Below are 13046 nucleotides of genomic sequence, written 5' to 3'. Positions count from 1 at the left end.
TAACGGCCGAAGATAAGTCCACATACTCATCTTCGGCCGTCAAAAAACAACACGAACTCTATATTCATATACATGGCTAGCGATTCGTCCGCTCCAAACGCGGCATATATTGCGTTTCGATAAACTGAATAAACTGCTGGGCATAATAAGGGTCAAACTGTGTTCCTGCACAGGCGCGTAGTTCGGCCACAGCTTCTTCAAATGTCTTGGTGGGCTGATACGGGCGCTCTGTTGTCATCGCATCAAAGGAATCGATGATGCATAAGATGCGAGCCAGCTTCGGAATTTCCTCTCCTTTTAATCCATATGGATAGCCTTTTCCATCATATCGTTCATGGTGAAGCTCAACAAGCGGCAGCACATCTTCAAACCGGCGATTCGAAGCTAAAATTTCTTTTCCCCATATCACGTGCTTTTGGATAATTTCCCATTCATGAGGCTCCAGCTTTCCTTTTTTATTTAAAATGTCGCGCGGCACTTCGATCTTTCCGATATCGTGAATAAGCGCTCCTAAAATAAGCGTTTGTTTTTCATGATCGGTTAGATCAAGCCGTTCACTGAATTCAAGCGCATACGTAAAGACCCGCTTGCTGTGACGGTACGTATAGACATCCTTTGATAAAAAAATTCTCAACAGCTGCTCCATGTCCTCCAAATCTTCTTTAAATTCAATTTGACTCCAACAAATATTTTCCTCGTCATATATTTGTACATTATTCTTTCCTTGCGCTTTTGCATAATACATGGCTTGATCTGCTTTATGAATTAACTCACCGCTGTCATACATTCCTTTTTCATATTCAGCAATTCCACAGGAAAAAGAAAGACAGCGATAAGGAACATATTCAACACCAATAAAATACGTATCATTCACTTTTTTACGCAGCCGATCGAGAAATAAAAAGGCCGCTTCTTTCGTTGTGTTCGGCATTAAAATGGCAAATTCTTCGCCGCCATAACGCGCCACAATATAATTTTTCTCCTTTGTTTCGGCTTGCAATAAATCACCGAAAAACTTCAACAGCTCGTCCCCGCGCAAATGGCCATTGCAGTCGTTATATTTTTTAAAATCATCCAAATCCAGCAACGCGAGGCAAAAAGATTGCGGCAACTTTTTCACATCTGCAAAATGTTCTTTTAACGTTTCTTTAAAAAAACCATGATTGTACAAACCCGTTAAATCATCCCGATTCGCTCGTTCAGCGACGGATTGATATAGCTGCAAAAACTTTCGAAATACAAATGAAAGCAATGTGACTAAAACAGTAAATAAAAATAAACCAAAATATTTTTGTTCTTCTAATAAAATGGCTAAAACCAAAGAAAGCAATAAAGTAACAAAATAACTAATACAAGCTTCTCCTAAAACTCCCAAATTGAAAGTACCTTTGAAAATTTGTCCAGACAGAAAGAAAAATAGAAACATAAACATAATATTCAAGCTAAAATAAACTACTAAACTAATCATGTATGGAAATAAATTGTTGGTATTAATCTCTCCTATTCTTCCACCAAAAAGCAAAAATGTATAATATGCTCCCACCATCATTAAAGAATACATAGAAAAATTAAAAAGATGTTTCCACGAAGCAACTCTTCTTCTTTTATACAATAATTCAATAATAATACTAAAAAGCAAAACATTTAATGTTAAACTAATACCATACAAAAACATTGATGCTAAATAAATAGCTGAATCCATAGAAAATGAGTTATCTTTCGGAGGAAGATGAATAGAAAAATAACTTAATAAAAGAACCGATGAAGACAGCATATAAATTAAAACCCAATCCTCTAAGGATTGAGTAAAAAAACTGCTTTTCCACAAGCATACAAATAAGCCTGCGCCATAAATAATTGCTACATATAGTTTAACTAAATTTTTTTGATGAAAATATTTACTTGAAAACATCTTTAACCACTCTCGTTTTCAAAGGTTTTAAGGAGAAGTATAACACTTCTCCAAACTTAGACTTATGTTAAGCGAAATCCCGATGTCAACGCCACGATAACAGAACCGATGATTAATAGGTTCACAAGCACTTTTTTAACGGTTACGTTCATCCTGTTCACCTCCCTTCATGGGCGGTTTGATGTGAAGAAGGATTATTCTGTCCATTCACCATAAGATGCTGAACAAAGAGAAACGCTCCTACATTCATGACCACATCGCCGATGCTGATTACTTGCCGGCGCGGATATGGCGGGGAAAGCGGAATAATGTCTCCTAAAAACGGCAAAACAGTGGAAGCGTGAATCGCTTCATGCTTTCCATATATGCCAGCCTTCAAAATTTCGACATACTCCCGCCCAAGCGTTTGTGCAGCTTCAATGGAAACAGGCATCCTTCCGCCGTTGACTGCCATAACAATGAAATTCAAAAACACTCCTGCAAAAATCACCAAAAAACCCGGTTGGTGTCGATTCATCCAGAGAAAAATCAGGCCAACTACATAAATCAAAAGAAACAAGACATTGCTAGCTTGACCAATTATATCTATTTTATTTTGCAACATAAAAATACAAATTTCAATCCCTAGTAAAATAGGAAAAAGCCAGCCGCCGCGCAAGTTTATATGGGCAATCCCTTTCAAATTCCCCCCGCGCAATAAACCGATTAATAATGATAAAAGAATACCGTCATAAACCATCTTTTACTCTCCTTTGCCTCTCGCACCTTCCATCAATCGTCAAAATTCGCGCGCATGCCCTATGCCATCTCATTCCCTGAATCTATATACATCCACCTTGCGAAGAACTGGGAAGTCAATGGTTGGAGGCCAGTCCAAGCACTTGCTTTTCTCATGCAAAAATCAGAAAAAATATTTAGAAAATTATTACCCTTTATATCCATTAAATCTATTCTTGTATAAAAATGTAAATAGGAGTTTAGAACTATTTATATCAAGATATCTTTCAATCGCCCTTCTTCTCGTTTCAAACTCTATTATACAGCTTAAAGGCGAAGCGAGGGAAACGAATGTTTTTGGCAATCGGAAGGCGAAGCAGCCGGCTTATCGACCTCACACCTTTCCTTTGCGTCATGCATCTTGATGACGAAAACGGTCGTCCGAATACCCTATCTGATCATTGGCGAGAGAAATGTGGACACATTCCATTCATACCGTTGCATTCGATTACACCACGAAAAGAAAGGTTCATTCCGTTCTCTATCGATCATTTCGCATAACAAATGGCCGAGCGGCACCGCCTTTCACTGCCTGCCAAGCGATGATCTTCGGCCACCTTTCAAAAGGAGAAGGCGTTCCAGCGTCTCCTTCACTTAGAGATAGGATTGTCTTACTTGCTTCTATGTCCCCCTAAATGCCCCTCCCGAAAAAAATAACCACGATTTATATCGCTTTATTTTTTATGAGCTTGATCGGAAATACCATATGCTCTGCTAACTCCGGAACATCAATAAACGGGTTGCGATTGCCTTGAATCAGAAAAATGGCTTGATTTCGATGTCTTTCATAAAGCGTAGCGGGAAACTGTTTGTGCCAGCGAATAAGCAACGGAACATCAATTTTACGGCGGACTCCCTTGGCAATTTGCGTCGGATAGCGCAGTAAAAAATATAACATCGCTCTTGCCACTGTCCCTTTTCCGTATTCCGGTTCAAAAAAGCCATTTTCAGCGACGCCGCAATGATTTTGAATCAGTTCATCAGGTGATTCTGGTTCATAGAAGGGAAAGTCAGCATATGGAAAGTTAGAGCGGACCGTATTGCATTCCGGCTGGCACACAAACAGATGATGCAAATCTCCTTTCATCGGCTCTCGCGCTCCAAACCATGATTGCGGCACAACATGCTCCGTGTTAAATTTAAATTGCTGTTCAATCCCTTTTATCTTTTGTTCGACATTCAATTCACTTTTTCTTATTTTTTTTAACAGCAGCCGGAATTCCTCATATCTCTTTTTAACGATTTCATAATCTCGGACAATCATCGTTTCAGGGGCCTTTTTCTCTCCTGAATAAATGCTTTGAACGGAGCCATCCGGATGAAGATCGACCCATGTATACAAATACTCATCCTTACTGAAAAAATACGGCAATCTCCGCTTATGCGTTTTTGTAATCAGTTCGTGATACTGTACAAACAGGGACAGCTTATCCGCTTGATGCTCAATCTTCCGGTAATATCTCTTAATCGCTTGACCATCTTTTGTTTCATCGTAATAGATCCTTGCATCCGCTTGGATTTGCTGCTGGTTTTCCTTCAATACCATCAACTGCGTATCGCAGTCCTCGCAATTCCACTGTTCAAGCTCCTGAACACTTTTCAACAGGTTCATTTCATTTTCCATCTTCCTCCACCCGCCTTTTAGGAGGTTTATCCGCCGGTTTTTAGGCAAACAACAAGCTTCTCTGTCCCCTGATTGATAAACGGCTGCATATGGATCGTCATTCTTTCTCTATATGGTACGTCAATGCTTGCTTTCTTGACCGTGCGCATCTTGTTTGGCTTTCCATTTTACACTAGAACGCCACGGGTCATTTGAATTCACTAGACAATGAGAAGACAACAAGGAAGGGATGATGATTGATTGTTTCTTCTGTCTACAACTAACGTAGCAGCTAGCTCTCAGGATGAAGCCGATGATGCAACTGGACAAATAAAATGGTGATTATCTGTATTATATCAAAAAAACCGATTGGCAGATATTCACCATTTGAAAAACTGTCGAGGCATGCCTAGTAAGCAAGGTTCAGTAACTGGAAGCTCTGAAAAAATAGCGGCCGGAGGCAAGTTCAAAAACCTTCCTCCGGCCGTTGAAAAACCGCACGAGATCCATATGAATCAAGTGACCCTTATATAGCACTTTTCAGCCATGCTACCAGACTACCGCATAATAAACGACATGACGCTGAATAAAATAACGGCTAGGCCCGCTGCAATAAAAGAAGGAAGCAGCTTCGTGCGCGCATATTCAATCACCGGCAGATCTAAAATGGTACAAAGCGTTACCGTGTTATCGCTAAGCGGGGAAGCAAAAGCGCCAAATGTACCGCTAGCAAATACAGCGCCAATCACTAATAAAATGTTCGTGCCCGATTCATGAGCAAGCGTAACGCCAAGCGGCATTAATAATCCCCACGTTCCCCAAGAGGAGCCGATAAAATAAGAAATCAGCGCACCCAATAAAAACAATACAGGAGCTACAAAATAGTGAGGAATCCAGCCTTTTACATGATCCGTAATATACTGCGAGAATCCCAAGTCCTCAGAAATCGCGGACACCGCCCAAATTAATGAAAGCATAATAATGACAGACATTAACTCATTTCCGCCTTTGACAAAATGAGTGAGCAAATCCGCTAGCTTAAATTTTTGAAATAAAAAGTAGGCCACAGCGACGATGACCGTTATGATTAACGATTCCAGCATGACTCCAAGGGCATCGCTGCGCAGAAAAGCATCAAAAAAGCTGTTTGCTCCTTTCCGTCCGTCCCACCAGCTAAGAAATAACGTTAATACAAGCACAAATGAAAGAGGAATCATTAAATTCCAAGGCCTGATCGGCGTTTCTTTTTCAAATGCCTTTGGACAGATTTCTAATCCTTCCTCCCCTTGAGCCTCGTTCGGATTGGCTTCCGCCTCGCTTGCCGCTTCAACCATGACCGCCTGATTCCATTTTTTTATGTCGGCCATCGGCTCCGTTTTTTTCGAGTATTTAAAAAAGCTATAATACAGACCAACCACAATAATGGTGAATGAAAAAAAGTTAAAAGGAATGCTTTGGACATAAATGGTGTAGGCTTTTTCATGAATCCCGGCGGTTTTCAGCGCTTTATCAATCACCGACACCATGTATCCGACAAACGCAGTCGCCAGCGGAATCAACGCTACGACAGGATTGGAGGTCACTTCAATTGTAAAACCGATTTGCTGGGACGATAAATGAAGACGTCTTTTCAGCGCTTTCATAATAGGAGCCACTGTCACAATCCGAAAATCAGGATCGCTAAAGGTCACCATCGTCGAAACCCACGTAAGCAGGAGAGCGCTTCTCGCTGTTTTCACCTTTTTGCTCACGAGGTGAACAAAGCCTTTGATTCCTCCTGTATATTTGATCATACTAATTAAGCCAGCAAATACATAAAGGAAAATAATAATTCGGATGTTATTCGTTTGCATAAGATTATGAACGACATAAGACAGCATCGTTTTTAAACCGCCAAGCAGCGTTGGCTCTATTAAGTAGCTGCCTAGCATCAGCGCAGCAAACAAACCGGGAATGACTTGCCGCGTCCATATTGATAGTGGAATCACAATTAAAAATGGGAGAAGAGATTTCCAAGAAGGCTCCATCATGAACCGCTCCTTTGTCAATAAATCTTTTACTTTATATGTTAGTATGATTCGTACGGCTAAAATGTATTCTCTTCTCCATTTTGGCTATTGGTTTATCCGCGCAGACGAAAGTGAGCATTCATTTGTCCTTTTAACATTTTTTCTCTAACTTCCTTTGTCAACTCTTTGCGAATTTCTCGGGTCGTAACGCCCTCTTCTCGCTTATCGGCAATATCCATTAATCGTTCTACATCATCAAATGAATATTTGCGCGCTCCCTTTGATCGATCTGGAAAAATGAGCTTTCGTTCCTCATAGTAGCGAATCTGCCGTTGCGAGAGCCCTGTTAACTCACTAACAATTCCGATCGAAATAACCTTTTTGAATTTATAAGAATCTTCTTTATGTGACATGGCGCCCCTCCTATGATAGTTTTTCTAACATTATTATAAAAGTTTTAAGGGAAAACTGTTACCATATTGTTAAAAAAATTAACAATCATTCCGATTTTATGTAAGAAAAACTAACAAAAAGATATGAAATCATTAGCTGAATCATATAAGATGAAAAGAAAAAGGGAGTTGATCATATGGGAGCATTCATGCGGAAAGCCCTGTCGAAACAAAAGCAGTTTTATATTTATGAACTGATGAGGACGGGACAGTTTGTCAATCCCGATCTCCTTTCCCAATGGACCGTAAGCGATCTGCGTCATGAATATGAGAAAAATAAAAGCCGTCGGAAAAGAAACGGAGGGGATGATGTTGAATCGGCAAGCTCTTGAATTAGCTAAAAAAGTCGTAGATTTAGATATAAAACGCGACGAACTGTTTGAACAGCTTATTCTTCTTGTCGGCGATCGAGCGTACGAATTGTTGCGATTCGTACAAAACAGATGACCTTTCATCGCCCCCTGCCTCTCACTCCTTTTCGTTCAGGGGGCCCTATGTACAAAAAAGGAGCATAAAATTAGCTCCTCTTCTTCATCAGCATTTTTTCAATAGCCTTTTATGTCTCGTTTCCATCCCTTGATTTTCCATTTCAAATAAAGTGAACTAAACTAGCTTCCTCTATAATTCCAACCGTTGTCGCAATGCTTTGACATAATTCCGGCTCACCGGAATTTTATCGGCCGTTCCCTCGAGTGACAGCTGATATGCTCCATTAAACCAGGGGGTGAGCTGCGCAATTTTTTCCACATTCACCAAGTAGCTTTTATGCGGCCGGAAAAACAGATTTCCTTTTAGCTTTTGCTCCAAATCCTTTAGCGACACCTTCGTATAATACGTTTTTTGCTTCGTAACAATAAGCGTATCTTTAATTTCTCGACAGCAATACAAAATATCGTGTGGCGAAACATAAACAATCCCGTCGTCTTCCTCGACGGCCAGCTTGCGAACCGCCTCCTCAGAAGCAGCCGGCCTTTCTTTTTCAAATTTGCGAATCAAACGCCATATCGTTTCGCGAATCTGCCCTTCATCAAATGGCTTCAGCAAATAATCGACCGCTTCACATCGGAACGCCTCTACCGCATAATTAGGATAGGCGGTAGCGAACACAATGCTCGGCGGCTGCTTCATGCGCTGCAGCATTTTAGCTAGACTTAATCCGGACATTTCCGCCATTTCAATATCAAGAAAAACCACATCGGGCTCTAATGTAACAATTTTCTCTAATGCGCTTTCTCCGCAATCCGCTTCACCGACAAGTTCGATCTGTTCATATACACAGAGCAGATGCTTTAGCTCTTCGCGGCTCAAAGGCTCATCATCTACGACCATAACCTGAATACGCAACCGCATATCCCACCTTTCTTTCTGTATATGGAACAAGCAATTGAACCGTTGTTCCCTTTCCTTTTTCAGAGGCAAGCGAAAGCTCCGCCTCCTCCCCAAGCAGCGATTTTAAACGCTCATAGACATTATACAATCCGATTCCTGCACCGGATTGGGAAGCAATCGGCGCCTTCAACAATTGCGATAATTGCTCCTCTGTCATTCCTTTTCCATTATCAGAAACGGAGATTTTCACCATACTTCCCTCTGCTTTGACAGAAATAACAATTTCGCTTCCTTTTTTCATATGCTTCAAGCCATGCCGCACCGCATTTTCGACAAGCGGCTGCAATGTCATCGTCGGCAGGGTCATTTGCTCATACCCGGCCTCGATTTCATAGCGGACGCGCAATTTATCTTGAAATCTCGCTTCTTCAATCGTCAAATACGCCTGGACATGCCTGATCTCCTCTTCAAGTGTTGACAGCATCTCCGTTGCATCCGCTAAATTTTTGCGAAAATAATACGCTAAAGACACAAGAAGCTGTCTGGCGCGATTCGGATCGATTCGAATACATGAGACAATCGTATTAAGCGCATTAAATAAAAAATGCGGGTGCACCTGTGCGTGCAGCGCTTTAATTTTCGCTTCTTTCATAAGCTGATAATATTTTTCTGCTTCGGCAATTTCAAGCTGCAGGCTTAAAAGCGAAGATAGCCCTTTTACAAATTCTACTGCAATCGATGATAGCTCCGCTTCCGAATGAAAATAAAACTTAAGTGTCCCAATGGTTTCATCTTTTCGCTTCAGCGGAGCAATAATGGCTTTATGCAGCGGACAATGCCGGTGGCCGCAAATCACACGATCGCGCACAATTATCATTTCTCCTGTTTCAATCACTCGGCGCGTCATTTCTGTTTGGATCGGCTCGTCAGCCAAGTGGTGGTCACTGCCTGCCCCCACATGGGCAAGAATATGAGTTCGATCCGTAACGGCCACCGCTACGGACGGCACCTCCCGAATAAAAAGCTCGCATATCGCCCTAGCGGACTGCGGAGTCAAGCCGTTTCGCAAATGATGAACGGTTGCTTCCGCCAGACGCATCGCTTTTTCAGCCTGTAGAGCCCCCGCTTTTTCTTCCTCTTGAAAAACATTGCGAATCACTAAAATAAAAATGGCGCTGCCAAGCCCGTTCGCAATAATCATTGGAATTCCGATTTCTTCTACCAAAAGCCACGCACTCGCAAATGGCTTGGCCACCAACAAAATGACAAGCATTTGCAAAGACTCGGCGGCCATTCCCACCATAAGTGCCACACGTGGCGAAAGAGCGTTCGCTCTTTTTTTACGATGATGCACAATCCCAGCAATAGCACCGGCAGCCATCGTAGAAATTCCGCAAGCCACAGCGGTAAATCCACCAAGAAACAACCGGTGAATTCCGGCAATCAGCCCGGCTCCAAGCCCTACTTTCCAGCCGCCGAGAAGACCGGCAATAACAACTCCAATAACACGCGAATTAGCAAGCGCTTCATTCTCTTTTAACGACCATGGCCATTTCATAATTTCAAATGTTTCAACCCGAACGGTCAAGCCTGTATAAGTACCAACAATGCCGAAAATTCCGAAAATGACCATAATAATAAACCGCTGCATCCCGTCTACTTCTTGATGATAAATTAAGCGGCGAAAATATGGAAGACGCGTCAATAAAAAAGCGACCATCACAATAATTCCAAGCCTTTCAACCATGGAAAGACAAAGCTGCCACATCGCTCTCACCTCTATTTTTTATCATATCATGTTTTACACATTTCGCTAGAACTTTTGGTGTTGATATTTACAGAAAAATCAAAAAATATATTCGTTCTACTTTCGCATCAGACAGTGCTCGAATAGCCAAAAAAGCGATAAAAAAACGGGGCTAGAAAATCAGCTTCTCCCCCGCTTTCATGATTGATTAAAAATCATCTATGCTTTCGTAGGCAATCCATTTTACAGATCCAAAATCATCCTTTCCGCCCATGCTTCCTTCAGCTGCTCCCTTAATAGTGAAAGCAGTTCGGCTGCCGGCAGCGCCTTAGCTAGCCGATATCCCTGTCCAGCCCATAATGCCATCGCATGCGGGTCGCCATGTTGGGCAGCAGCTTTGCGCAGCTGTTTAGTCAAATGATGCACCTGCGGATAAGCAGCTGGAGCGGTTGCATCATGTTGAAGGAAAAATCGATTCACAAGACCTCGTGCCGGCCGCCCTGTAAACGCACGGGTAACCGCTGTCGTTTGAAACTGCGGATCAGCAAGCGCTGCCTTGTGCACCGGATGTGCCCCGCTCTCTGGGCAACGCAAAAAAGCGGTTCCCAACTGTGCGGCACATGCTCCTGCCGCCAACACGGAAGCAATATCCCGTCCTGTCATGATTCCCCCTGCTGCAATCAACGGCACCTTGACAACATCGCGAACTTGCTGCAATAAAACCAATAAGCTCGTTTGGTCGTCCGCTTCTTTGCTGTTGCGAAATACGGAACGATGCCCTCCCGCTTCCATTCCTTGCACACAAAGAGCATCCGCTCCCTCTTGTACTGCCTGGATCGCTTCATCCTTTGATGTCACGGTTACAATTATAAAGGAGCCATGAGCTTGTAATGACTCCATCACCTCGCGTGAAGGACAACCAAATGTAAAACTGACGACCGGGACTTTTTCTTCCCTTAAAACCGCAAGCTTCTCCTCCCACTCATCATCGTCCCATTTTTCTGCTTCAAGCGTGATGCCAAAACGTTTCGCTTCTTCCGCTAATTGTGCTTTGTAGCTGACTAATTCCTGCTCGTCTGCTTTATTTTCCCCAGGTACAAATACGTTGACGCCAAATGGAGCGGCGGTCAAGCCCCGAATCTTTTTTATTTCATTTCTCATTTCTTCTGCCGTTTTATAGCCGCCAGCTAAAAAACCGAGCCCTCCGCCATTGGACACTGCAGCGGCCAGCTGTGGAGTTGAGGCCCCGCCTGCCATTGGGGCCTGAATAATAGGAAGCTGAAGCGAGCGCAGCATTCCGTTCATCGGCATCTCCCCCTTTCCGACTGTTGCGCACCCATAAAAAGCCGCATGATGTCATAGATGAATACAGGATAACTATCCGAAATCCAACAACCATTTTGGGATAAATTTTCTTTACAGTCCACCGAAATACTTTGCTTCTGTTGAAAGAACCGTATATATAAGCTACTTTCCGATAAAATTTGGCTTCCGTTTTTCAAGAAAGGCGCGAATCCCTTCACGATGATCTTTCGTTTGCCGCATATGCTGCTGCCATTCTGCTTCAAGCTGCAATACCTTTAATAACTCATTTTTGCCTAAACGGGCATACAACATTTTACTGGCAATCATCGCTTGCAGCGGCTTAGCCTGCCATTCGCTGATTTTTTGCTCGATTTGCTCCCCATCTTCCGCCAGCCAATCAACGATGCCGAGCTCATAGGCTTCGTGTGCGCTCATTTGTTTTCCTTCCCAAATCAATTGCTTAGCCTTGATTTCACCGATCCGTTTCGCTAAAAAGAAATGACCTCCTCCATCCGGGATCAGCCCAATCCCAATAAAATTCATGGCTAAACGCGCTTCCTTCGCAGCCATCACATAATCGCCCGCTAAAGCCAAGCTTAATCCCAACCCTGCTGCAGGTCCATGAATCGAAGCAATGACGACCTTCGGCAACGTATACAAAGTCACAATAATCTTTTGAATCGTACTCATCACCTTATGAAACGCTTCTGGATCATCTACATTAAGCATCGTTTTAATATCGCCACCGGCGGAAAACCCTCTTCCTCTGCCGCGAATGACAAGAATGGAGGCCTCACTCTGCTCGACTTGATGCAACGCTTCTAGCAGTTCATTTAGCATTTGAACATTGATCGCATTTAATGATTCGGGACGATTCAGCTCTAATAACGCCAAGTTTCCTGAAAAAGAAAGCACGACTGTTTCCATTTTTCTCCCCCTTGTTTGACTCATATGGGTGCGATCATTCATAGCAAGACCGTCTTATTTTCATTTTCTGTAAAACTGCCGGCATGACAGACGGCATGCGAAAAAAAGCTTGAACAATCCACAGCCCTTTTATTTGTATTTCCTCACAGCAAGCAAAATTCCTTTTTTATAAGCCAAAATCCACCCCTTCGCATCTAGTAAAGCCATCATTATGGCCCGTTACCCTCAAAAAAGAGCAGCGGCGTAAAGCCGACAACCCAGCCTATAAACAAATAGAGTTTTGAAACGAAAATAAAAATTTCATATAATAAAGTTAATGCACCAATGAGTAGGAGGACAGGCAGTGGACAAAGAAGAACAGGTCTTAATGAGCTTCAAGAATTTATTAAATAAGTTGATTTTGCTTAATAAGACTAAGATGGAAGAAAGTCTTAAGGGTTATAAGCCTTCTGAAGTACATTGCATCGAATACATTGGAAAACATGTAGATTCCAATGTAACAAAACTTGCGGAGTTCTCTTATATGACTAGAGGTGCCATAAGCAAAATGACCAAGAAGCTCATAAAAAAAGGCCTTATCGAAAGCTACCAGAAGCCGGATAACAAGAAAGAAATCTATTTTAGACTCACTGAGCAAGGGAAAATCATTTATAAAATCCATGAGGAACTGCACAAAGAGTTTCGAGAGCGAGATAAAGCCGTATTTGAGCAAATAACAGAGGAACAACTTGATATGATGATCCATTTCGCTGAGAAGTATAGCAGGCATTTGGAGGCGGAAATAAAAAAACAGGGGATCAAAATAAATCAGAACAAATTTGATGAATAAAAATAAACCAAAGACAGCCCAACTCTACCTTGATATGCTCCCCCTAAGGTAGACAGATTAAAAAATAAAAATCTGTTTTCTCTTAGGGGGAGTTTTTCTGTGTCTGGCAAACATTATTCTGAAGAGTTTAAATATGAAGTTATTAAAGCTTATGAG

The 13046-nt window shown here is 42.3% G+C and carries 13 protein-coding genes; 3 read left to right on the top strand and 10 right to left on the bottom strand.

Annotation, left to right across the window (positions count from 1 at the left end; genetic code table 11):
* Positions 1–76 precede the first annotated feature (76 nt).
* The 6 genes from AT864_RS11930 to AT864_RS11910 all read right to left on the bottom strand — a co-directional run bounded on the left by AT864_RS11930 (position 77) and on the right by AT864_RS11910 (position 6714).
* On the bottom strand, positions 77–1912 hold the full coding sequence (locus AT864_RS11930) for a diguanylate cyclase (RefSeq protein WP_066149143.1): 1836 nt from the start codon (positions 1910–1912) through the stop codon (positions 77–79).
* A 157-nt stretch (positions 1913–2069) separates the two neighbouring features.
* Positions 2070–2651, bottom strand: a complete 582-nt coding sequence (locus AT864_RS11925) for a DUF5317 domain-containing protein (RefSeq protein ID WP_044746831.1) — start codon at positions 2649–2651, stop codon at positions 2070–2072.
* 702 nt (positions 2652–3353) lie between these two features.
* Complete coding sequence (locus tag AT864_RS11920; protein ID WP_082063882.1) at positions 3354–4313, bottom strand: endonuclease I family protein; 960 nt, start codon at positions 4311–4313, stop codon at positions 3354–3356.
* 26 nt (positions 4314–4339) lie between these two features.
* Complete coding sequence (locus AT864_RS18535; RefSeq protein WP_255357509.1) at positions 4340–4462, bottom strand: hypothetical protein; 123 nt, start codon at positions 4460–4462, stop codon at positions 4340–4342.
* A 387-nt stretch (positions 4463–4849) separates the two neighbouring features.
* Complete coding sequence (locus AT864_RS11915) at positions 4850–6319, bottom strand: Na+/H+ antiporter NhaC family protein (protein ID WP_066149142.1); 1470 nt, start codon at positions 6317–6319, stop codon at positions 4850–4852.
* A gap of 95 nt (positions 6320–6414) precedes the next feature.
* Positions 6415–6714, bottom strand: coding sequence for a MerR family transcriptional regulator (locus tag AT864_RS11910; protein WP_044746833.1), 300 nt, complete (start codon positions 6712–6714; stop codon positions 6415–6417).
* A gap of 176 nt (positions 6715–6890) precedes the next feature.
* Here AT864_RS11910 and AT864_RS11905 point away from each other — a divergent pair, with 176 nt between their 5' ends.
* Both AT864_RS11905 and AT864_RS18530 read left to right on the top strand, forming a co-directional pair.
* A complete protein-coding gene (locus AT864_RS11905; protein WP_044746834.1) occupies positions 6891–7085 on the top strand; it encodes a Fur-regulated basic protein FbpA in 195 nt (64 codons plus the stop codon).
* Positions 7066–7200 carry a hypothetical protein gene (locus AT864_RS18530; protein WP_255357508.1) on the top strand — a complete coding sequence of 45 codons (135 nt, stop codon included), beginning with the start codon at positions 7066–7068 and terminating at the stop codon, positions 7198–7200. Before AT864_RS11905 ends, AT864_RS18530 begins: the two co-directional genes overlap by 20 nt.
* Positions 7201–7371: 171 nt before the next feature.
* Here the strand turns inward: AT864_RS18530 and AT864_RS11900 are convergent, their stop codons facing one another.
* The 4 genes from AT864_RS11900 to AT864_RS11885 all read right to left on the bottom strand — a co-directional run bounded on the left by AT864_RS11900 (position 7372) and on the right by AT864_RS11885 (position 12061).
* Positions 7372–8103 (bottom strand): LytTR family DNA-binding domain-containing protein, encoded by a 732-nt coding sequence (locus tag AT864_RS11900; RefSeq protein WP_066149140.1) that lies wholly within the window; start codon positions 8101–8103, stop codon positions 7372–7374.
* A complete protein-coding gene (locus AT864_RS11895) occupies positions 8069–9850 on the bottom strand; it encodes a sensor histidine kinase (protein ID WP_044746836.1) in 1782 nt (593 codons plus the stop codon). Before AT864_RS11895 ends, AT864_RS11900 begins: the two co-directional genes overlap by 35 nt.
* A 222-nt stretch (positions 9851–10072) precedes the next feature.
* Entirely contained in the window at positions 10073–11125 is a 1053-nt protein-coding gene (locus AT864_RS11890) for a nitronate monooxygenase family protein (protein WP_066149331.1), read from the bottom strand.
* Positions 11126–11296: 171 nt separating this feature from the next.
* Positions 11297–12061, bottom strand: a complete 765-nt coding sequence (locus tag AT864_RS11885) for an enoyl-CoA hydratase (RefSeq protein WP_066149139.1) — start codon at positions 12059–12061, stop codon at positions 11297–11299.
* 367 nt (positions 12062–12428) lie between these two features.
* On the opposite strand from AT864_RS11885, the gene AT864_RS11880 reads away from it, so the two are divergent.
* Positions 12429–12890, top strand: a complete 462-nt coding sequence (locus AT864_RS11880) for a MarR family transcriptional regulator (protein ID WP_275900496.1) — start codon at positions 12429–12431, stop codon at positions 12888–12890.
* The last annotated feature ends 156 nt before the right edge of the window (positions 12891–13046 follow it).

Origin of the sequence: Anoxybacillus sp. P3H1B, from assembly GCF_001560855.1 — a bacterium.
In the GTDB taxonomy this organism is placed as follows: domain Bacteria; phylum Bacillota; class Bacilli; order Bacillales; family Anoxybacillaceae; genus Anoxybacteroides; species Anoxybacteroides rupiense.
This window is presented reverse-complemented; position numbering and strand designations above follow the sequence as displayed.

Coding starts and splice junctions, on each gene's coding strand:
- AT864_RS11930 (WP_066149143.1), bottom strand. CDS start 1,912: ATGTTTTCAAGTAAATATTTTCATCAAAAAAATTTAGTTAAACTATAT.
- AT864_RS11925 (WP_044746831.1), bottom strand. CDS start 2,651: ATGGTTTATGACGGTATTCTTTTATCATTATTAATCGGTTTATTGCGC.
- AT864_RS11920 (WP_082063882.1), bottom strand. CDS start 4,313: ATGGAAAATGAAATGAACCTGTTGAAAAGTGTTCAGGAGCTTGAACAG.
- AT864_RS18535 (WP_255357509.1), bottom strand. CDS start 4,462: ATGCGCACGGTCAAGAAAGCAAGCATTGACGTACCATATAGAGAAAGA.
- AT864_RS11915 (WP_066149142.1), bottom strand. CDS start 6,319: ATGGAGCCTTCTTGGAAATCTCTTCTCCCATTTTTAATTGTGATTCCA.
- AT864_RS11910 (WP_044746833.1), bottom strand. CDS start 6,714: ATGTCACATAAAGAAGATTCTTATAAATTCAAAAAGGTTATTTCGATC.
- AT864_RS11905 (WP_044746834.1), top strand. CDS start 6,891: ATGGGAGCATTCATGCGGAAAGCCCTGTCGAAACAAAAGCAGTTTTAT.
- AT864_RS11900 (WP_066149140.1), bottom strand. CDS start 8,103: ATGCGGTTGCGTATTCAGGTTATGGTCGTAGATGATGAGCCTTTGAGC.
- AT864_RS11895 (WP_044746836.1), bottom strand. CDS start 9,850: ATGTGGCAGCTTTGTCTTTCCATGGTTGAAAGGCTTGGAATTATTGTG.
- AT864_RS11890 (WP_066149331.1), bottom strand. CDS start 11,125: ATGCTGCGCTCGCTTCAGCTTCCTATTATTCAGGCCCCAATGGCAGGC.
- AT864_RS11885 (WP_066149139.1), bottom strand. CDS start 12,061: ATGGAAACAGTCGTGCTTTCTTTTTCAGGAAACTTGGCGTTATTAGAG.
- AT864_RS11880 (WP_275900496.1), top strand. CDS start 12,429: ATGAGCTTCAAGAATTTATTAAATAAGTTGATTTTGCTTAATAAGACT.